The following is a 20,455-nucleotide window of genomic DNA, read 5'->3' as shown; positions in this document are numbered from 1 at the left end:
CCATGGCCGAGGCGACGTCGCAAGCAGAGGGAAGCACCCTGCCCTATCCATGCACGACCGCCCCTGATGTCAGGCGAATGAGCGATCACACGAAGCCGCAGGTCAGGTCCCGGCGAGCCTGGAAATCAGGCTTACGGGAAAAAGACAGACATACAGGGATAATTTTCAGAAAACGCATCTCACAATGCATGATCTTTCTGATTTCTCAGCGCGACTTCCTTCAAATAGGGCTCGACGTGAGCATAAACAATTCGACTGACGGCCTCATGCCCCAATGAATTATAGTGATAATTGTCGTTCGTGAAGAAATTCACGACATTTTCTTCTTTCCATATTTCCTTGTTTATATCTATCAAAGACACGTGATCATGTTTATTGAGTTGCACCAGTATCTTGTTGTAATAATCTATGGCTTCCGACAATCCTCCGGTAGACAGAACCTTCCCCTTCCGGCTTGGCTTCACGATATTCAATATATATATTTTCTTTATATTCAATTCGTCATGCGCGTGATTTATGATCGAAAGCATGTTCAGCAGGAATTCCCGCGGCTTGACGTAAGCGCTTTTCCTCCACGGAAGCATCAGATGTGCCCGGAAGCGTTGGGACAGGCTTATGAGTCTCTTGACCTCCTCAATGCCGCACCAATCCCTGACATACTGAAGGTCTTTCTGAGCGAACACTCTGGGAGCGCAATCAACGATCCCGATCTGGACTACGAGAATGTCGGGTTTGCCTTCGCTCAGGAATTCATCGCTCCTGACGAAATGCGCAGCATGATCCGACGTCCTGTTTCTTCTGCAGAAGGGGATGACCTGATATTTCCGTCCATCGAGAAGAAGCTTTTCCTGTATTCGATAGGAATAGGTGCCCTCAATATGAAGGTCTATGGACGGTCGGATCAGGCCTATGGAATCCGAGATCACAGCGATCCGTCCTGGCGAAGGCCCGAAATCGCTTTCTGAAAACTTCTCCAGAAACTTCTTCCGGAATCCCTCGGATTCCGTATCGTTCTGATCCTTGATGACTTCCTGACCAGTAATCTTCCTTGCCTGAGACCTCCTTCGCGCCGCGCCTATGGCCAGCTTGAAATTGTAGATCCCGTCCTGATATTGTTTTTCGTCAAAACCCTTTACGCTCAAATCAATGTAATTCTTGATCAGATCCGAAGTCCTCGTCATCTCACCCCCGCACCGTCGTCATCAAACACGGACATAGGAAGCCATCGGGAAATTCCGGACTTCCTTCCCGCACGACCTGAGGCGAGCGCTTCTCAGCGCTCCACCTCCAGAGATGCGGAGATTCCAGGTCGACAGATCTGGACGCCGTCACTCTCTCCACCTGACCGCCCGATCTCGTCGCGCCTTCAGTTTAGCCCCAAAAGCGGTGGTGCGAAACAACCGTGACAGCCAGCCGGCAAAGGACTTGCTGCGGGAGGCCGCATGTGGATGGGCTCCGGAGCGGCCAGGCTTCCCGATCATCTCCAGAATGACGTCATGAGCGGCCTCCGCCGAGCCGAAATGCGTCATCAGGGGGTTCCGCTCGAAGAAAGCCCGGCGCTTGCGCTCCAGTTTCGCCGAGCGCGGTCCACGCTGGATCAGGTCGCGCGCGGCGTTGAGGAAAGGCGCGCCAGGCTCCGCGATGATCGCCACGCCCATCTTGTCGAAAGGCACGGGAAGGGGGGAATTCTTTTCGGCCAGCACAAGCCCCGGCACTCCCAGAGCCGCAGCCTCCAGAATCAGGTTGCTGAATTTCGAGACCACGAGCGTGCTGGCCTGCGCCAGAAGATAAGGGTCGTCGTTCCGCGTGACCCGCACCTGCGACTGAAGCTTGAACCGGTTAATCTCCTGAGCGTAAGCCAGACCGTGATGCTCCGGCTCGACGGGGTGCATCTTGACGACCAGGCGCATCTCCGGAAGCTTCATCTTCCGCAGGAGATTCAGGGATTGCCACAGGATGGCGAGATTGCTGTCCAGGACCGTGTTCTGCGTCACGACCATGATGGTTTTCTCGCCTGGCTTGACGAAGGGATTCGTCGGGATCTGCGCCAGCCTCTGGCGCCCCTCCTCGAAACGGAGCGAGCCGATGATGCGGACCTGATCCGGCGACATCCCGAAATGCCCCGTCAGCAGGTCTTCGCTGAAGGTGTCGATGGCGAGCACGAGATCGGCCGCCGGGCGGCGATAGCGCGGCATGCGGCTCATGTAGACCGACATCGCCTCCACGACCTTGACGCCGCAATCCTGAGCCGTCTGGGCGATGATGCGGTTGGGAATGTTGCGCGTCGGCTGCGCCAGAAGGAGCGCTGGCGGCGAGGTCTTGAACAGGCCCTTCAGCCCATGGGCCAGAAGCAGGTTGCGGCTCACCGTGTAACGCAGGAAGGACGGCAGCCACCTGGCGACTTCCTCGGTGAAAAACTCGCGCGACATCGCGCAATCCTTCAGAACCTCCTCGACCTTGCTCCATCGCGACAGCCAGGAGGAGATCTGCGCCCTGGCGACCTGGAGCTCGAAAGGCGTGAACGGCGCGGCGGGATATTCCAGCAAGCCCTCTGACGGGACGGCGTTCTCCTGAGATCCCTGGAGCCCCATCCCCGAATACCCGACGACGATCGAGAACAGGGAGAAATCCTCCTTGAGGACGTTCTTGAGCGTCCTGATGGTGGGGCCGTAGATGCGGTCGTTGACGGAGGCGATCAGGAGCGGCGGCTTCTCCGACGCCTGGAAGCGGCGGACGACGTCTTCCGACCAGGCCTCCGCCTGCGTTCTGGCCTCTGTCCATCCAGGTTCGATGCGGCGGATGAAGGCCGCGACGTCCGCATCGGCCTGGGGCTCCGCCCGGGGGGCTGCGGATCCTCGCCGGAGGTCGCTCAACGCCTGCCGCCAGGCCTGAGGATTGCTTCTGGAGGAGACGTTGACGACGAAGATGCGCGGTTCCGGCTTGATCCAGGAGAAGACCTGGACCAGCTCCTGAAGGGTTCTGGTGGAATTGGCGTAGATGACGATGTTCTGCGGCTGATGCTCCCGAAGATAGGAGATCAGGGCCGCCCTCTGGCGCAGGATGCCGAAGAAGCTGCTGCTGATCTGCAGCGACAGGGCTTCCTGACGCTCCTTCATGAAACTCCGGATCTCTTCGTCGCTGATCGCCGCGATCCCGGCCTCCAGATCCTCGGCGAGCAGGTCGGCCGCATCGGAGAGGCGACTCGCCAGAGGGGTGTTCTGTTCGCCATAGTCCAGAAGGGGATTGACGATCCTGAAGCTGGAGTCCCTGCCCAGAGAGGCGACGGCCTTGGTCAGGGCCTCCACTTGCGTTTGCGAAGCCAGGAGATCCGAAAGCGGCAGGACGTCGACGACCTCCGCCTCGGACAGCAGGCTCTGCACCTCGCTCAGGGCGACGCCCGAACAGAGGACCGCGCAGCAATGCTTGCCCTTGATGCTGGTGAAGGCCTCGATCTTCTCCTTCATGGGAGCGTCGTCATCCAGGTGATCCAGCGTGACGGGCAAGGCGGAGGAGAGGGAAGGGATCAGGTCGAGCAGGGAAGGCTCCTTCTCTGCGACCTGCTGCAGCAACGCGATCGCTTCCCCTTGACGTTTCTCCCCCAACTTGAACCAGGCCAGCAGGACCAGAGAGGCAGGGGTCCCCTCAAGAGAAGACAAGGCCTGGGTCAGGGCTTTCGTCTGGGCGGGGCTGGCGAGCGCGAAAAGCGTGTCCTGCAGCTCGGGCAACGCCTTGTGAAGATCAGCCTGATTCAGATAGTCGACCAGCAGATCGACGATCCAGTGGAGGCGTTCGACCTTGATTCCGGTCGTGAAGAGGGAAAGAGCCCTGGCTTCGCTCTTGCGCCAGTTCACGGGCATGCTCTCCCTGAGACGGACGACTTCGTCCTCCTGTCCCTCGATGAGGGCGCAGCGGAGGAGATCGACATGCGACCCCAATTTGTGGGCGCCGCTCGTCGTCAGGCCCTGAACGCCGAACATGCGTCGCGCAAGCTCCAGATCGGAGATCAGCAGCGCCTCCGCGCCGATGCGCCCGGCGAGTTTGGGGGAGGGCTGCAGATCATGGGCCCGCAGGAGCAGATCAATGCTGCTGCCGATATCCCTCTGTTTCCTGAACTCGGCGGCTTTCTCCAGCAGAGTGTCGTAATCCGCATCCGGGAGCTGCAGCGCCATCGTCCGGAAGGGAGCGGCCGCAGGCTCTGCGGCTTCGCTTGGGGCGCTCTCGAGCTTCCTGAAGAGATGGTCCTCGCCCTGATCCGCCAGTCTGGGGCGGATTCCTTCCTGAATCCGGATCTCGCCCTTGAGGAGATTCAGGATCGCATCGGCGGTCCCGTTGGCTCCGATGAGGGGATTCCGGTCGAGATAGGCGCGCGCCCGGGGAGAGAGCCGATCCTGATCGACCGGAGCCGTCATCCAGAACCGGGCCCTTTCGCGCAGCTCCTCGGGCGAGGAGACCCGTTCGGCCACCCCGATCTCCGCCAGATCGATGACGTACTCCTGCTGCGTCAGGTTGATCGCCAGAACCGGCCGCCCCAGAGCCGCCGCCTCCAAGCCAACGTTCGAGAATTGGGTCGCCGTCACGTCGGCGGCGATGATCATCTCGTAGATGGACTGGGTCCGGTAGAGCGAGATCCGCGAGGCGCCGGCCGAGGCGGCGATCTTTTCGGCGAGCTTCTCCTCGGCGGTCAGCGATTCCCGCGGATGCAGCTTGATCGCGAGGCGCCAGTTCTCGGGCCAGCCTGCGGCCATCTCGATCAGCAGGTCGAGGATGCGCTGACCCTCCGCGCCCGAACCATGCTGCGCGCCGAAGAGCAGGATCCGCGCGTCCAGAGGCATGCCGAGCAGGCGGCGCGCCTCCGCGCCGGAGAGGGACCGCACGCTCGAAAGGCGCTGCTCCATCGACAGCGACCCCATGATCTTGACGAGCTGTCCTTCGGGAGGGCCGATTTCGTTGCAGTAGAGCGAGGCCTGATCGCTGGTGATGGCGCAATAGGCGTCGGCGAGGCTGGGCTTGTAGCGCGGATGGGCCGAGATGTAGAAAGCCTGAAGATCGACGCTGGGCGTCCCGGCCCGTCGGGCGAGGATGGTCGCGCCCCGGATTTCGGGAGCGCGTCCCGGAAGCGTGATCAGCTTCCTCGGGCGTCCCTGCTCGAGCAGACGCCTCGCCACGATCAGTTCGGAGGCGCAGTCCTTGATGACGGTGAGCGCCACCCGCTTCAGCCCCACGAAAGACAGGAACGCGCCGACGGGGACGACCGCCGGATCAAACCTCCTGCAGAATTCGGTCATGCGCTCCTCGAGGATCGCGGCGACCGCTGCGACCCCCTCCCGCGCTCCCTCCAGGGCCGCGCCGGGAATCATGCTGCCTTCCCGAGCCTTGGGGAGTTTGCCGGCTGAGCCCGCATCGATGAGGGTGACCGCCTCCCCGCGCTCCTCCATGCGGCCGACCAGGGCCTGGGCGGCCGCGAAATAGCTTGGATCGCCGACGCCGGCCATCATCAGGAAACGGTCGCCCCGGGCGAAATCGGCCTCCACCCTTCCGAGGAAGGCCTCGTTGAGGAAAGGCCCCAGAGGGCCGGGCTCGGGCGTCTGAGCGGCGGAGATCCGGTCCAGAGCGCCCTCGGCCCAGGCATGGAGGGCCTTCTCGTCCTGACGGCGCTCCCCTCCCGCGGGAGGCAGCAGCGCCTGAAAGGGAGTGCTGACCTCCCGCCAGGGAAGAGCGGTCAGGATCTTCCTGCGCCCCAGAGGATTGAGGGGACCCCAGGTCGCCCAGACCTTCACGCCGCTCCGGCTCAGGACGCAGCCGACGGCGAGCATCTGGAGCCAGTCGCCCCTCTGCAGCACGACGAGCGCCTGATCATGGGCTTCGCGGCGCAGGAACTCTCCGAAGGAGCGCGCGCGCTTGAAATGGCCGAACATGCGGTCGGCCAGAGACAGCGCCCAGATGCTGCGCAGCTCCGGATCGACGCCCTGGAGGGCGGCGTCGGCCATGCGCGCGCCGAAAGCTTCGGCGTCATGGCTGGCCTCATGATCGCCAGAGCTGTTGTGGGCGACCATGATGTCGTTCATGCTGATCTCTCCATGACGAGGATTCATGGAGAGATGCAGCGATCTGGATTGAGCGCCCCGCAGATCCGCGAGAAATGCCTCGGGCAGCGCGCCGGTGGAGACGATCAGCAGCCCTCCTTCGGTTTTCGGCGGCGCCTCCGTCGCGACCGTCCCCAGCTGAGACGTGAACAGCTCTTCAAGCGGCCAGACCCCGTGAAAGCGGAAGGCCGTCGTCAGAAGCCGCCGCGAGAGGGGATCGGCGTTCTCGCGCCAGGCTTTCTGGAGAACCTGCGGACTGGCGGAGGCGGAGATCTTCTGGACGCCGCCCAGAAGCTTGCGCGCCGCGCTCCACAAGGCTGCGTTGTCCGGCGCCTCCGCGCCCCGGATCCGCTCGGCGAGGCCGTCGAGGCTCTGATCCGTCTCGATGGCGAGCAAGGCCAGATCCGCAGGCGTGAAGCTCTTCGCCCTCTCGCCCAGAAGCGCCGACAGCTTCTTGCGCATGGGGGCGGGCGCGTCCTGATCCGCCGCATGAAGCCGGACGAGCAGCGCCGTCGAGGCCTCGTCGAGCCGGCGAGAGGTTTCGGGATGCGCCAGGATCTCCTTCGCCAGAGCGAGGAAGCTCGCCTTGACCGGGAGGATCTCGCCCAGGATCCGGAGGACCAGGCCCGGGCCCGAGGCTCTCAACTCCGCAGACAGATAGAGGTGCAGGTTCTCGACCCGGTTCACGCCGGCGCGCCAGAGCGCGCCCAGAATGTCGCGCGCCTCCGCATGGCGGCCGACGCTCTCCAGAAGCCGGACGAGAGGCTGCAGCTTCTCCGCGGATGGACGGTGGTTCTGGATCAGAAGCTCGATCCATTTCTCCAGCGTCACCTCACCTCTCAGGAGAGGGGCCTTCAGAAGGACGCTGATCTCGCCATGGGGCGTGTTCGACGGGAAAAACTCCCCCTGCGTGACGAAGTCGGCGATGAAGGCCCGCGCCGCCCGCTCCGCCGCCGCTTCGCTCTCCTGGCCCGCCAGGCTTATGGCCATGAGATCGATCCTTCCCGCTTGCGCGGAAGCCTGGGAATCGATTTCCTGGGAACGCTGCACGCCATTCTCTTGAGACATCGAAAGCCCTGTTGACCCTGAACGAAGATCCATCACCAGGCTTGTAGGCCTTGAGAGCCGGTTTGAAAATAGCGAAGGTCTTTCCGTCTTGCGCTTCAATCCTGAAGCGCAAGGACATGATTTTTCCCGGATGCGCCTCAGGGCGGGCCGGAAGCCGGTTCCGGAGGTCTCCGCGTCCATCCCCGACGCCGCGCTGCGACGGCGCGACGCAGAGCGCGAACGTGATCCGGAAATCCGTCCGCGCCGGGGGCGCGCCAGACTCGCGCCGGAATCGCGCCGACCTCACGCCTGAAGGGCGCGCCGGGCGTCGAGGCTCCTGCGGATGGCGCGGGCGATCAGGATGCCCGCGATCATCGAGGCGACGAAGACACAGGCGTCCGGCTGGAACAGCCCCAGCGCCGGAATCGAGGCCCCGGGGCAGAAGCCCGCCACGCCCCAGCCGATCCCGAAGATCGCCGAGCCGATCACCAGAGGACGGTCGATCTCCTTGCGGGTCGGCAGCTGGAAGCCTCCGCCGAAGATCGGGCCGGGCTGCTTCAACGCCAGCCGGTAGCCGATGAACGTCACGATCAGGGCGCCGCCCATCACGAAGGCGAGCGAAGGATCCCATGTTCCGGCGACGTCGAAGAAGTTCAGCACCTTGGCCGGGTTGATCATCCCCGAAACCGCGATGCCCGCGCCGAAGATCAGTCCGATCAGGAAGGGCGAGAGAAAACGCTCCATCTCAGAAGCCTCCGAAGACGTGGCGGACGAGGTAGACCGTGAGCCCCGCCGTCGCCATGAAGGTCAGGGTGGCCGCGATCGAGCGGACCGAAAGCCGCGCGTTGCCGCAGATCCCGTGTCCCGAGGTGCAGCCCGAGCCGAAGAAGACTCCGATTCCCACCAGCACGCCGCCCGGAATCAACCAGGCGCGCGGCGTGGGGCTGGAGAAATCGGGCGTCCAGAAGAGCCCGAGCAGGACCGGCGCCGCCACGGCGCCCGCCAGAAAGGCCGCGCGCCAGGGCCAATCCGAAGCGGCGGGCGGCAGGACCCCCGCCAGAATCCCCGAAAGCCCGGCGATCCGGCCATGCAGCGCCATCAGCAGCACCACCGCCAGACCGATCAGGGCGCCTCCCGCAAGGGACTCGAGGGGCGTGAACTCCGTCATGAGGCCTCTCCATTCTCCGGCCCCGCGCAGAACAGCCGGTGCATCGTGGACATGAACTCCGCCACGCGCGGATCCGCGAGGCGATAGAAGATCTGGCGTCCCTCCTTGCGGCCCTCGATCAGGCCCGCCTCCCGGAGTTCGGCCAGCTGCTGCGAAAGTCCCGGCTGACGGATGCCCAGAAGATCCTCCAGAGCGCGCACGGAAAGCTCGCCCCCCACGAGCGCGCAACAGACCATCAGGCGATCCGGATTGGAGAGCTTCTTCAGGAAGGCCGAAGCCTCCCCGACATGGGCGCGCATGGCCTCCGCGTCGGGGGAGGGCCCCGACGCGAGGAAGACAGCGCCGTCGGACGAGAGCAGGGGCATCAGGAATCCTTCTTCAGAGGGCAGGTGTCGAAGCCGAAGATCCGATAGAGCGGGCAATAGGAGAACAGCGCCGTCCCCAGCGGGATGAATCCGATCAGCCCCAACCAGCGGGCCGGGCCCTCCAGCAGCGTCAGCAGCGAGAGCAGCGCCAGACCGAGCAGGATTCGCAGCATCCGGTCGATTCCGCCGACGTTCTTCTTCATGGCAGTCTCCTTGAGCGACGCGGCGGCGGGGCTGGCCCCGAGGCGCGTCCTGGGTTGAGAAGGATAATTCGATTGCGATCTTTCGCAATTCCGGGATCTAGATGACGTATTCCGGTTTCCGGATCTGGTCGGCGGCCTCGCCCTCCAGCGCGGTCGCGGCTTCATACTGGCTGAGGAACACCCGCCCGCTCAGATTCCCGAGGAAATCCGAGCGGTTCAGGCGGTCCATGACCGGCCCCTTCACCTCGCTGAGGTGGAAGCTCACGCCCGCCTCCCCGAGCCGGTGGTTGATCGCTTCGAGGCTGTCGAGCGCGCTGGCGTCGATGGCGTTCACCGCCGAACACATCAGCACCACATGACGGATCTCGGGCCGCTCGGCGACCAGGCCGAGAATCCTGTCCTCCAGAGCGCGGCTGTTGGCGAAATAGAGGCTCTCATCCACCCGCAGCGTCAGGACATGCGGACTGGTCACCACCCGATGGCGCTCGACGTTGCGGAAATGCTCCGAGCCCGGCACTCGCCCCACCACCGCCATGTGCGGCTTGCTGGTCCGCTGGAGATGCAGCAGCAGCGACAGCGCCACCCCCGAGACCACCCCCGGCTCCACGCCCCAGAGCAGCGTCACGAGGATCGTGGCGGCCATGGCCGAGAAATCGGTCCTGGAATAGGCCCAGACATGACGCAGGGCCTTGAAGTCCACCAGCGACAGCACCGCCACCACGATGGTCGCCGCCAGCACCGCCTGAGGCAGATTCGCCAGAAGCGGCGTCAGCCAGAGCGTCGCGCCCGCGATGCCGAGCGCGGTGAAGGCTCCGGCGGCCGGCGTGCGGGCTCCGGCGTCGAAATTCACCACCGAGCGCGCGAAGCCCCCCGTCACCGGATAGCCCGAGGAGAGCCCCGCCGCGAGATTGGCCGCGCCGAGGCCGATCAGCTCCTGATCGGGCTCGATGCGCTGGCGGCGTCTGGCCGCGAGGGTCCGGGCCACCGAAACCGACTCCACGAAGCCGATCACGCTGATCAGGAGGGCGGGCGCCAGAAGCTTCAGCGCCAGATCCATGGAGGCCTCCGGCCAGCCGAGCGGCGGCAGGCCCCGAGGCACCGCCCCGACCAGAGCCAGCCCTTTCGCCCCGAGGTCGAAGGCGGTCGTCAGCAGGATCGCGGCGGCCACCGAAAGGATCGGCGCGGTCCTGGCGGCCATGTCGGCGACGCGCGCGGGGACTCCCCGTCGGGTCAGCAGGGGCTTGAGCCTCAGCCGGGCGAAGGTCAGGAAGCCGAGCGTCCCGAGGCCGATCCCGAGGGCGTAGGGATTGAGGCTCCCCGCCGAGCGCGCCAGAGACGTCAGGATCTGCGGCAGGGCCTCGCCGCCGCCCGGAACGCCGAGCAGATGACGCAGCTGTCCGGCCGCGATCAGCAGCCCCGAAGCCGTGATGAAGCCCGAAATCACCGGATGGCTCAGGAAATTGGCGAGGAAGCCCAGCCGCAGCAGGCCCATCAGCACCAGCATCCCTCCCGAGAGCAGCGCCAGAAGAGCCGCCGCCGCAAGATGCTCCGGCGTCCCTTGAGTCGCGAGCTGCCCGAGGCTGGCCGCGGTCATCAGGGAGATCACCGCCACCGGACCCACCGCCAGAGTCCGGCTGCCGCCGAAGACCGCATAGGCGACCAGAGGCAGGATCGAGGCGTAAAGCCCGACCTCCGGCGGCAGGCCCGCCAGCATGGCGTAGGCCAGGGATTGCGGAATCAGCATGATCGTCACGATGACCGCCGCAAGGAGATCGTCCGTCAGGGCGGCGCGGTCGTAGGCGCGGCCCCACCCGAGGATCGGCGGACGGCGGAGGGCGGCGAGGAGGCGGGCGGGACTCATGGCGCGGTCACTCCCAGGGGGAGGCGTTCAGCAGGTCGAGCGGAATCTTGAGGTAGCGTCGTCCGTTGGATTCGGGCTCCGGCAGGCGTCCGCCGTTCATGTTGATCTGGAGCGCATGCAGGATCAGCCTCGGCATGGGCAGGGTCTTGTCGCGGGCCTCGCGCAGGGCGACGAACTCCGCTTCGGTCTTGCCCGCGACCATGACGTTCTTCGCCTTCTGCTCGGCGACGGTCGATTCCCACAGGACTTCGCGCCCCTCGGGCTGATAGTCGTGGCCGGTGAAGAGGCGGGTCTCGTCGGGAAGGGCGAGGATCTCCCGGATCGAACGCCAGAGCGCGCGGGCGTCTCCGCCGGGGAAGTCGGCGCGGGCGGCGCCGCTGTCGGGCATGAAGAGCGTGTCATGGACGAAGGCCGCGTCGCCGATCACATAGGTGATCGAGGCCAGCGTATGGCCCGGCGAGAACATCACGAAGCCGTCGAGATTCCCGACCCTGAAGCGCTCGCCCGCCGCGAAGAGCTTGTCCCATTGCGAGCCGTCGGCGGGGAAGTCGGGCCAGTTGTAGAAGCCCTTCCAGAGCTTCTGGACCTCCACCACCTTCTCGCCGATGGCGGTGCGGGCGCCGGTCCTCGCCTTGAGCCAGGAGGCCGCCGAGAAATGATCCGCATGGGGATGGGTGTCGAGGATCCACTCCACCCGATAGCCCTTCTCCGCCACGTAGGCGAGGATGCGGTCGGCGTGGCGGGCGGCGGTCTGGCCGGATTTCTCGTCGAAGTCCTGGACCGGGTCGATGATCGCGCAGGCCTTCGTCTCGGGATCGGCCACGACATATTGCAGCGACCAGGTCCGCGGATCGAAGAAGGCGGCGACTTCCGGCTTGTGCGACATCTGGGGTTCCTTCATCCGGGTTCCGGGGCGGCGATTCTCGGAGCCTCGCTTCCGAGGGCCTCGCTGTGAGTTTCGTAATTATGATTGCAAAATAACGCAATCATTTTTTCGCGGTCTGGAGGCGTCGGCTGTCAGAGCGTCCCGGCTTCGGGATGATGCTCATGGCCGCAGAGGCTGTGGTCGCCCAGCACCTCGATCACCCGGCAATCCGCGATGACGCCATGGGCGCATTCGGCGATCATGCGCTCCAGCTCCGATTCCAGCGCCTTCAGACGCAGGATGCGGGTCTTGACGGCGGACAGCTGCGCCCGCGCGACGCCGTCGGCCGCCGCGCAGGAGCTGTGCGGCTGATCCGAAAGCTCCAGAAGATCCCGGATCGCCTCCAGAGGAAAGCCGAGGTCGCGCGCATGGCGGATGAACCTCAGCCGGTTCAGGGCCTTGCGGTCATAGATCCTTTGTCCGCCTTCGCTGCGCGGAGCCTCCGGCAGAAGGCCGATCTTCTCGTAATAACGGATGGTGGGGACCTTCACGCCCGCCGCCGCGCCGAGTCTTCCGATGGTCGACATGTGCGAATCCTCTTGAAGCTCTAGCCGCTATAGGGATTAGCCCTCTGCGCGGCAAGGCGATCGCCCCTCTGGCGGAAGGTGGAGACTCATGGACGAGATCGGAGAAGGCGCGGACCGGACGGCCTGCGAATGGACGCTGCGCGGCATGGATTGCGCCTCCTGCGCCGCGAAGATCCAGGGCGCCGTCGAGCGTCTGCCGGGCGTGCGGGAGGTTTCGGTCGGCGTGATCTCGGAGCGGCTCAGGCTGAGGCTCGACGAATCGGCGACCTCGCGCGCCGAGGTGGAGGCGGCCGTCAGGGCCCTCGGCTACGCCCTGGAGCCCCGCGCCCAAGCCGCCGGATCCCCCGAGCGCCGCCAGGACCATGATCACGGCGACCACGACCATGACCACGAAGGCCATGATCACGAAGGCCATGATCACGCCCCGAAAACCGCCGCCTCCGGCCATGGCGCGCCCGGCCATGTCCATGACGATCCGGCGGATCGGGGCAAGCGCTGGTTCGAGACCTCGAAGGGCCGGCTGGTGATCTTCACCGGCGCGCTGCTGGCCGCCGCATGGATCTTCGAGCTTCTGACCTCGGCGGAGCTGGGGCGCTGGGCCTTCACGGCGGCCTGTCTGATCGGGCTGGCGCCGGTGGCGAAACGCGCCTTCGCGGCGCTGCGCATGGGCCAGCCCTTCACCATCGAAAGCCTGATGACTCTCGCGGCGGTGGGGGCGCTGTTCATCGACGCCGCCGAGGAGGCCGCCCTCGTGGTCTTCCTCTTCGCGGTGGGCGAGGTGCTGGAGGGCGTGGCGGCGGGCAAGGCGCGCGACGGCATCCGGGCTCTGGCGGCTCTGGCGCCGAAAACCGCCCTGCTGGAGGGCGAGGGCGGCGCCCTCCGCGAAGTCCCCGCCGGGAGCCTCGCGCCCGGACAGATCGTGCTGACGCGTCCCGGCGACCGCATCCCGGCGGATGGCGAGATCCTCGAAGGGACGTCCGGCGTGGATGAAAGCCCCGTGACCGGCGAGAGCGTCCCCGTGACGCGCGGCCCCGGAGATTCCGTCTTCGCGGGCTCCATCAACGCCGAAGCCGCCCTGCGCATCCGGGTGACGAAGACCGCGGCCGACAACACCATTGCGCGCATCATCCGGCTCGTCGAGGAGGCCGAGGAGGCCCGCGCTCCCACGGAACGCTTCATCGACCGCTTCTCGCGCTGGTACATGCCCGCCGTCGTGGGGCTTTCGGCGCTCGTGATCCTCGTTCCGCCGCTGCTCTTCGGGCAATCCTGGGAGGTCTGGACCTATCGCGGGCTGGCGCTGCTGCTCATCGGATGCCCCTGCGCTCTGGTGATCTCGGTTCCGGCCTCCATCGCCTCGGCGCTCTCGGCGGGGGCGCGGCGGGGCCTCCTCATGAAGGGCGGCGCCGTGATCGAGGCCGCCGCCACGGTCCGGAGCGTCGCCTTCGACAAGACCGGCACCCTGACCCATGGCCGCCCGCGCGTGACCGACCTCTCGGCCTTCCCCGGCGGCGACGAGGCTGAAGTCCTCGCGGTGGCGGCGGCGGTGGAGAAAGGGTCCTCGCATCCTCTGGCGAAGGCGATCCTCGCCCACGCCGAGGAGAAGGGCGCCGAACGGCTCGCCGTCCGCAAGGCGAAGGCCATCCTCGGGAAGGGCGTCTTCGCCGAGGTGGCGGGAGAAGCGGCCTGGGTGGCCTCTCCGCGCTTCGCCCGCGAGGAGGGCGCCCTTGACGCCGCAGGCTCCGAGGCCGCCGCGCGGCTGGAATCCGAGGGCAAGACGGCGGTGGTCGTGATGCGCCGGGGCCGCGCCCTCGGGCTGATCGCGATGCGCGACGAGCCCCGCCCCGACGCCGCCGAGGCCGTGCGTCAGCTCAAGGCCCTGGGCGTCGGCGCGACCATCCTGACCGGCGACAATCCCCGCACGGCGGCGGCGGTCGCGGAGGCTCTGGGCATGGCGCATCGCGCCGAGATGACTCCCGCCGACAAGCTGGAGGCCATCCGCGTCCTGAGCGCCGAAGGCGGCGTCATGATGATCGGCGACGGCGTGAACGACGCTCCGGCGCTGAAGCAGGCGAGCGTCGGTGTGGCGATGGGCTCGGGAACCGACGTCGCCCTGGAGACCGCCGACGCCGCCATCCTCCGCGACCGCGTGACCGACGCTCCGGCGCTGATCCGTCTGGCGCGGGCGGCCATGGCGAACATCCGTCAGAACGTGGCGGTCGCGCTGGGGCTGAAGGCGGTCTTCCTCGTCACCTCGATCCTCGGGATCACGGGGCTCTGGATCGCGATCCTCGCGGACACCGGCGCCACCGTCCTCGTGACGCTCAACGCCCTGCGCCTGCTGCGCTTCGATCCCGCGAAGGAGGGAGGCTGAAGGCCGCGGAGGGCGGATCTTCCGGATACGAGGCCCCTCTCGCCGGGCTCCGTCGGCCGCAAAGCCGCCGGGTCGGGAAAATATCTCTCGACGGACCCTTCCGGGCGAGCCAGCATGGCGCCGGACACGTCTGAATCGCAGGAGGCTCTTCCCATGACCCGAGACGGCGCGCAGAGGACGCCAGGCTCAGAGGCCCCGTCGGCCCTCCCGTCGCCCTTCGGGAGCCGGCGCCCGTGAGCGCGGCCGCGACCCCCGCCGGAGCCGCCGGTCTGTCGCCCGAGGAGGTCCTCCGCTTCGGGGAGGATCCGCAGGCGCGTTTCGCCGAAAACCTCGCGCATCTCGAAGCCCGCATCTCGACGGCCTGCGCGCGGGCCGGAAGAGCCCGCGAGGAGGTGCGGCTTCTGCCGGTCTCCAAGACCGTTCCGGCGCATGTCCTGCGTCTGGCCCATGCGGCGGGGCTGCGCGCCTTCGCCGAGAACCGGATCCAGGAGGCGGTCGGCAAACGGGAGCTTCTCGGGGATCTCGATGTGGACTGGAGCATCGTCGGGCATCTCCAGACCAACAAGACGAAGCCGCTCGCCCTCTTCGCCCGGGAGCTCCACGCCCTCGACAGCCTGAGGCTGGCCGAGGCCCTCGACCGGCGTCTGGAGGAGCAAGGGCGGGATCTGGACGTCTTCGTGCAGGTCAACGTCTCCGGAGAGGAGAGCAAGTTCGGCCTGTCGCCCGGAGAGCTGCCCGACTTCCTGGACCAGCTCGACCGCTTTCCGCGGCTGCGGCCCAGAGGGCTGATGACGCTCGCGCTGTTCAGCGCCGACCTGGCGAAGGTGCGTCCCTGTTTCGTGCGGCTGCGCGAACTGGGCGAGGCCGCGCGGCGGGGGCGTCCGGGCCTGACGGAGCTGTCCATGGGCATGTCGGGAGATTTCGAGGAGGCCGTCGCCGAGGGCGCCACGGTGATCCGCGTCGGGCAGGCGATCTTCGGCCGGCGCCCGACGCCGGACGCCCGATACTGGCCGGGATTTGCGGAGACATGATGAAGCGCGTCATTTCGATTCAGAGTCAGGTGTCCTGGGGCCATGTGGGCAACAGCGCCGCCGTCTTTCCGATGCAGGCGAAGGGGGTCGAGGTCGTGGCCGTGCCGACGGCGCTTCTGTCGAATCATCCGCATTATCCGACCATGCGCGGGCGGATCCTGCCTGCGGATCTGGTGGCGGATCTGCTGCGCGGCGTCGAGGAGCGCGGGCTCGTCGACGGGGACGCGATCATCCTGAGCGGCTATCTGGGCTCTCCGGAAACGGCCCATGTGGTGAGCGAATTCATCCTGCGGGCGCGGCTGAGGCATCCGGAGATCCGGCATGTCTGCGATCCGGTCATGGGGGACGACGACCTCGGGGCCTTCGTGAAGGAGGAGCTGATCTCCGTCTTCCGCGAACGTCTGGTTCCGCTCGCTTCGCTGATCACGCCCAATCAGTACGAACTGGAGCTGCTCACGGGGGAAAGGGCGCGGAGCCTCTCCGGGATCAGGACGGCGATGCGCGCCTTCGGCCGGGAGATCGACGCGGTCGTGACGGGCTGCGTGCTGGAGGAGGGCGTTCCGGGCCATGTGGAGTCGGTGGCCTGGTCGGCTGGCGAGATCTCCCGCACTTCGGTCGAGCGGCTGCTGATCCGGCCTTGCGGCACGGGGGATCTCTTCACCGGATTGCTGGTCGCGCGTCTGGCCTGCGGAGTTCCGCTGGCGGAGGCGGCCGCCCGGGCCACGGCGGAGATCCACGCCGTTCTCGAGCGCACCCGGGCCGCCGGAACCGAAGAGATGCGGATCATCGGCTTTCCCTTCGCCTCGAACCCCTGAGGGGAGGCGCCGGAGGTCGCCCCGCGCGCCATGCATGCGGCGGCTTCCGCGCCGGAAACCATCAGGTGCAGACAGCCTCTAGGCCTCGGAGATATAGGCGCCCCTCGGGATGATCGAGACCGAGAAGGCCTGTGCGCTCACATCATGCCGCTCTCGGCGCGACAGGGTTTCGGTCCCGCCGCTCGGGAGCCGGATCTCGGCGCGCGCCTCGCCCGGATCCATCAAGGCGAGATAGAGCCGCACCTCTCTTTGGGTCCTCTTGTCCAAAGGAATGTCGATCTGGACCTTCTTCCTGAAAGCTCCCCGATTCAGCAGGATGAGGGCTCCAAGGGGCGCACCCTTCTCCTGCGAGGTCGGAGCGGCGAAGGCTGTCCGCATCCCGAAACCGCCGCCGAGCATCCTCCCCTCGGTTTCGCCTTCAAGCCGCAGTTTGCCTTCGTGGATCCACCCGCGAAGGCGCAACCGCATCGACGCCTCGCCCTTCTCTCCATAAGGCAGGAGGATCACGGGGTCGGAGATCCCGCAGAGCATCGAGAGAGGCAGGGAGAGCCAGCTCCCGCAAGTCTCCGGAGTCAGGTTGCGGAAGCTTTCGGTCAGGCGCTCGGTGAAGTTGATCCTGAAGACGGCGGGCTCGATTCTCGTCTCCAGAGCGGCGGTCGCGAAGGCGAGCCCCTTCAGGTTGTCTCCAGACCGACGATCCGGCGCCTCCAGCACCCGCGCGAGCCATTCCTCCTCCTCCTGAGAGGGGCGCAGGATCTTGTTGGCGATGAAGGGGGATGTCGAAGCCCTCCATTCGCGCGCAGGCTGCTTCGTCTGCGGCTGGAAATTGCTGCGCCCGAAGGAGCTCTCCCCCACATGCCGCCGCAAGACGTCGAGGCAGTTCTGGACGTCGTCCGGAACATGGTCGTCCTGGAAGACTTCCGTCACCAGCGCAGCCGCCCCCACCACCAGAGAGATGGTCAGGAGAATCCCGAACAGGGGGCCTCCGGCGGCGAGCAACACGAAGGAGGCGAGTCCCGCGCCGCTGGAGATCACGGAGAGGATGTCCACGGACAGATCGGACAGGGGCTTTTCTCCGATGTCCCTCCAGATCCTGTAACTGCTGACGGCGACTCCCACGGCGTCGCCCACGAAGGAGAGCCGCTGCGCCATGAGCCTGGCCGCCCCTTTCGCCAGAGCCGGCGAGACCCTGACTCCGAAGACGTCCGCGCCGAAGGAGATCGCGCGGACGCCCAGACGATTCGTGGAGATCTCCAGAATGGCCACGATCTCTCCGAAGCCTTCTCCCATCTCGGCGAGCATGTCCCTGGCGCCGTCGTCCGTCATCCGGCGCAGCAGACCCATCGCGGCGAAGGCCAGACCGAACCCGTCGAGCGCGCGGTCGAACTTCGTCGAACTCGCCTCAAGCCCGTCTCCCCGGAGGCTGACCTCGATCGATGCGGAGAAAGTCTGGCGCGTCTCCCTGAAGCTCCAGTTCTCCCCCGAGACTTTCGTAGACTTCTGGGTCTTCTCGAAGGCGTAGGAGAACCAGACGATGTTTTCGCTCTCCAGGGCGTCCGAACCGGGAATCCGGATGCGGAGCAGGCTCACCGCCGTCTTCTGGACGCAACTGCGGACCTCGTGGGAGCCGGAGGCCAGCATGTAGAACAAGGCGGCCTGGAACCGCTCGCTCCGCAGCAGCTGGAATCCTTCCTTGCGCTCAAGCCCCAGGATGGTCCGCAGCATCCGCTCCGGCCATTCCAGAATCTTGCGCACGACGCCGGGCGCGGATTTGAAACGCAGCGCGTTCTGCAGGCCTTCCTGCGCCGGATCCCTGATCAAGGTCAGAAGCGGCGCATAGGCCATCAGCCCCGCCAGATCCTGAAATCCGCCCTGCTCGACGAGCGCCAGGTTCAGCGCCCTCCTGATCTCGTTCGTCAGAAGACGGGGCGCCTGCTCGCCGCAGAGCGCCCTTTCCGAGAAGGAGCCTGCGCTCAGCACGGCGGCCATCTGGGCGAGATGGTCGTCGATCCCCTTGAGCGTCATGGCGATCTCGCCGCCGAAGGCCGCCGCCGAGGCCTGCGCCGACCATGAGGGCTCCAGTTGCCGCAGAAGCTGCGCAAGCCAGATCAGACGGCTTTCCTCCTGGCTCGCGTCCTCGGCCTCCAGAGCTCCGGGCTTCGCGTCTTCGGACAGGGAGTTGGCCCAGTCCAGCGCCGCAGGCCCGAGCCGCAGACGCGCGGCCTCCTGCTCCGCGACGGTGGCGGGATCGGCGAGAAGGGAGAAGAACCGTCTGGCGGGCTCGCCGAAGGCCAGGCCCTGCTCCAGCAGATCCGCGGCGTGAAGCGCCAGATAGAGACGAGGCGCGCTGATCGCCGAGCCCCATTCCAGAGAGCCGAGGCGGATGAAGCCGCCCGACTTCTTCGAGAGATCCCGCGCCTCGGGATCCTCGAAGCGCCCCAGCAGGGCGTCCGGCTCCTTGAAGGGCCCGGCCAGGACTTCGCTCACGGCGGTGGAGGCCAGGCTGCGGGTGCGCTGCATCTGACAGAGCAGCATGGCCAGATTGGCCCGCTCCAGGCGCTGGTCATGGCTTCGCCGCAGCCGCTCATAGGGCTCCGCCAGAGCGCGCGCCGCAGCGGCGAGGGCCAGAAGACGAGGGCTTTCCGCCGCCAGCTTCACCGGAAGAGGCTCGCACTGGCGGATGCGGCGTTTCTTCTCGTCCCGGATCTCGCTGATGACGAAGGCGCGCTTCAGCGCCGGACGGATCCGGCTCCAATCCCGCGCGTCCGGCTCGGGGTCGGGGAGCGAGTCGAAACGGATCCATCCTTCGCCTTCCGGCAGGGCCTCGATCAGCCGTTCGGCGCGTCCCGCTTCGTCGTCGCCGAAGATCTCCGCCTCCTTGACGAAGCGGACGCCCGGAGAGGGCTTCGCGATTCCGGGAGGCGCGTTCTTTCCCGATCTGGCGATTCCCGGCGTCGTGATCCTCGCGCGGCCCGAGGGCGTCGGCGGGGCGACGATGACGGTTTTCTGGTCCGGCGGCGCGAAATGCGAGGTCAGGCCGATGCGCGCCAGACCCAGAGAGGAATCCTGTGCCGTGACGACATGGCTCCAGACCTTCATCCAGACCGGAGCCGCCGGGTCGAGCTCGACAGCCTCCAGAGCCGCCGACAGGGGCGTCTGCGCAGGGCGCGCCACGCCTTTGGCGTCGCGCTCCAGAAGATCCGAGGCCCGGACGTCGCGATGGAACCGGCCCGCCAGACCTCCTGCGCCCTGGGGTTGGGCGATCCGGATCTCGATCCGCAGACGCGCCTGCTCCCTCAGAAGGACGGAGCCCCAGAGCCCGAGGAGATCGCCCTCCGCAGCGCGGCGCATCTCCTGCAGAAGCGCCGCGAGGGGATCCCTTGCGCCGCCCGCCGACCAGAACGGCTCCGGACCGAGGGAGGCCTCCCTCCCCGGCTCGTCTTCGCCCGCCGTCAGCGAGAGCAGCAGCCGCAACGCTGTTTTCGGCTCCCCCTCCTCCCCGGGCTCCTCCTCCCCGGGCTCCTCCTGCTCGGGCGTGGGGGGGCTCCCGGCTCGGACGGGGGCGGCGGCCGAAGGCGCGCTCCGGGCTGCGGGATCTTTCTCCGCTTCTGAGAGCAGGCGCTGTTTCGGATCGACGATCCGCCAGGTCCCCGCATGCATCGTCTGGAGGTCGCTGACCGGCCCCGTCGGCGTCGCCAACACCGAAGGCTGACCGACGAAGATCTTGAAGCGGCCGGTCGTGGCGTCGGTCGCGAGCGCGGTCTCCGCCACCTTGATTCTGGCGGTTTCCGTTCCGGAATCCAAGGTCGCGTCCACGGCAGCGACCTTGCCGGAAGCCGCTTGCGGCAGATGATGATAGGCCTTCCCCCTGACCTCCCGCCGGATGGCGTCCAGAACGGCGCTCGCCAGCGGGGCGGCGGCCTGTCCCACGGAGACCGGCGTTCCGGCTTCGGAGATCTCGATCAGGAGGTCTTCGCCCGCCTGCGGCGACCAGCTCCACGCCCCGCTCGGCCTGAGGGCGATCCGGGCGCCTTTGACGACGATCTTGGCCATGGAGCG

At 66.6% G+C, this 20,455-nt stretch carries 13 protein-coding genes; 3 read left to right on the top strand and 10 right to left on the bottom strand.

Going from position 1 to position 20,455, the window contains the following annotated elements:
* Positions 1–179: 179 nt before the first annotated feature.
* The 9 genes from PHN62_RS12140 to PHN62_RS12100 form a co-directional block, all read right to left on the bottom strand.
* Positions 180–1,181, bottom strand: a complete 1,002-nt coding sequence (locus PHN62_RS12140) for an SGNH/GDSL hydrolase family protein (protein ID WP_300150992.1) — start codon at positions 1,179–1,181, stop codon at positions 180–182.
* A gap of 147 nt (positions 1,182–1,328) precedes the next feature.
* Entirely contained in the window at positions 1,329–7,073 is a 5,745-nt protein-coding gene (locus PHN62_RS12135; protein ID WP_300150990.1) for a hypothetical protein, read from the bottom strand.
* A gap of 360 nt (positions 7,074–7,433) precedes the next feature.
* Entirely contained in the window at positions 7,434–7,874 is a 441-nt protein-coding gene (locus tag PHN62_RS12130; RefSeq protein WP_300150988.1) for a DUF6691 family protein, read from the bottom strand.
* 1 nt (position 7,875) lies between these two features.
* The gene (locus PHN62_RS12125) at positions 7,876–8,298 is read right to left on the bottom strand and encodes a YeeE/YedE family protein (RefSeq protein WP_300150986.1); all 423 of its coding nucleotides are present in this window, start codon (positions 8,296–8,298) and stop codon (positions 7,876–7,878) included.
* Positions 8,295–8,663: a metalloregulator ArsR/SmtB family transcription factor gene (locus tag PHN62_RS12120; protein ID WP_300150983.1), complete on the bottom strand. Its 369-nt coding sequence runs from the start codon at positions 8,661–8,663 to the stop codon at positions 8,295–8,297. Before PHN62_RS12120 ends, PHN62_RS12125 begins: the two co-directional genes overlap by 4 nt.
* Positions 8,663–8,866, bottom strand: a complete 204-nt coding sequence (locus tag PHN62_RS12115) for a DUF2892 domain-containing protein (RefSeq protein ID WP_300150980.1) — start codon at positions 8,864–8,866, stop codon at positions 8,663–8,665. Before PHN62_RS12115 ends, PHN62_RS12120 begins: the two co-directional genes overlap by 1 nt.
* Positions 8,867–8,963: 97 nt before the next feature.
* Positions 8,964–10,727 carry a SulP family inorganic anion transporter gene (locus PHN62_RS12110; RefSeq protein WP_300150977.1) on the bottom strand — a complete coding sequence of 588 codons (1,764 nt, stop codon included), beginning with the start codon at positions 10,725–10,727 and terminating at the stop codon, positions 8,964–8,966.
* A gap of 7 nt (positions 10,728–10,734) precedes the next feature.
* Entirely contained in the window at positions 10,735–11,628 is an 894-nt protein-coding gene (locus tag PHN62_RS12105; protein ID WP_300150975.1) for an MBL fold metallo-hydrolase, read from the bottom strand.
* A gap of 116 nt (positions 11,629–11,744) precedes the next feature.
* Entirely contained in the window at positions 11,745–12,179 is a 435-nt protein-coding gene (locus tag PHN62_RS12100) for a helix-turn-helix domain-containing protein (RefSeq protein ID WP_300150972.1), read from the bottom strand.
* A gap of 88 nt (positions 12,180–12,267) precedes the next feature.
* On the opposite strand from PHN62_RS12100, the gene PHN62_RS12095 reads away from it, so the two are divergent.
* From PHN62_RS12095 to pdxY, 3 genes are all read left to right on the top strand, one after another.
* A complete protein-coding gene (locus PHN62_RS12095; RefSeq protein WP_300150969.1) occupies positions 12,268–14,550 on the top strand; it encodes a heavy metal translocating P-type ATPase in 2,283 nt (760 codons plus the stop codon).
* Positions 14,551–14,783: 233 nt separating this feature from the next.
* The gene (locus PHN62_RS12090; RefSeq protein WP_300150967.1) at positions 14,784–15,581 is read left to right on the top strand and encodes a YggS family pyridoxal phosphate-dependent enzyme; all 798 of its coding nucleotides are present in this window, start codon (positions 14,784–14,786) and stop codon (positions 15,579–15,581) included.
* On the top strand, positions 15,581–16,396 hold the full coding sequence (gene pdxY / locus PHN62_RS12085; protein ID WP_300150965.1) for a pyridoxal kinase: 816 nt from the start codon (positions 15,581–15,583) through the stop codon (positions 16,394–16,396). Before PHN62_RS12090 ends, pdxY begins: the two co-directional genes overlap by 1 nt.
* A 78-nt stretch (positions 16,397–16,474) precedes the next feature.
* Here pdxY and PHN62_RS12080 read toward each other — a convergent pair whose 3' ends face one another.
* Positions 16,475–20,449, bottom strand: a complete 3,975-nt coding sequence (locus tag PHN62_RS12080; RefSeq protein WP_300150962.1) for a hypothetical protein — start codon at positions 20,447–20,449, stop codon at positions 16,475–16,477.
* Positions 20,450–20,455 lie beyond the last annotated feature (6 nt).

The sequence above is a fragment of the Neomegalonema sp. genome (assembly GCF_028688855.1).
Classification (GTDB): Bacteria; Pseudomonadota; Alphaproteobacteria; order Rhodobacterales; family Rhodobacteraceae; genus Neomegalonema.
The sequence above is the reverse complement of the archived record's forward strand: the minus strand, read 5'-3'. Positions and strand labels throughout refer to the sequence as shown.

Coding starts and splice junctions, on each gene's coding strand:
- PHN62_RS12140 (WP_300150992.1), bottom strand. CDS start 1,181: ATGACGAGGACTTCGGATCTGATCAAGAATTACATTGATTTGAGCGTA.
- PHN62_RS12135 (WP_300150990.1), bottom strand. CDS start 7,073: ATGGCCATAAGCCTGGCGGGCCAGGAGAGCGAAGCGGCGGCGGAGCGG.
- PHN62_RS12130 (WP_300150988.1), bottom strand. CDS start 7,874: ATGGAGCGTTTTCTCTCGCCCTTCCTGATCGGACTGATCTTCGGCGCG.
- PHN62_RS12125 (WP_300150986.1), bottom strand. CDS start 8,298: ATGACGGAGTTCACGCCCCTCGAGTCCCTTGCGGGAGGCGCCCTGATC.
- PHN62_RS12120 (WP_300150983.1), bottom strand. CDS start 8,663: ATGCCCCTGCTCTCGTCCGACGGCGCTGTCTTCCTCGCGTCGGGGCCC.
- PHN62_RS12115 (WP_300150980.1), bottom strand. CDS start 8,866: ATGAAGAAGAACGTCGGCGGAATCGACCGGATGCTGCGAATCCTGCTC.
- PHN62_RS12110 (WP_300150977.1), bottom strand. CDS start 10,727: ATGAGTCCCGCCCGCCTCCTCGCCGCCCTCCGCCGTCCGCCGATCCTC.
- PHN62_RS12105 (WP_300150975.1), bottom strand. CDS start 11,628: ATGAAGGAACCCCAGATGTCGCACAAGCCGGAAGTCGCCGCCTTCTTC.
- PHN62_RS12100 (WP_300150972.1), bottom strand. CDS start 12,179: ATGTCGACCATCGGAAGACTCGGCGCGGCGGCGGGCGTGAAGGTCCCC.
- PHN62_RS12095 (WP_300150969.1), top strand. CDS start 12,268: ATGGACGAGATCGGAGAAGGCGCGGACCGGACGGCCTGCGAATGGACG.
- pdxY (WP_300150965.1), top strand. CDS start 15,581: ATGAAGCGCGTCATTTCGATTCAGAGTCAGGTGTCCTGGGGCCATGTG.
- PHN62_RS12080 (WP_300150962.1), bottom strand. CDS start 20,449: ATGGCCAAGATCGTCGTCAAAGGCGCCCGGATCGCCCTCAGGCCGAGC.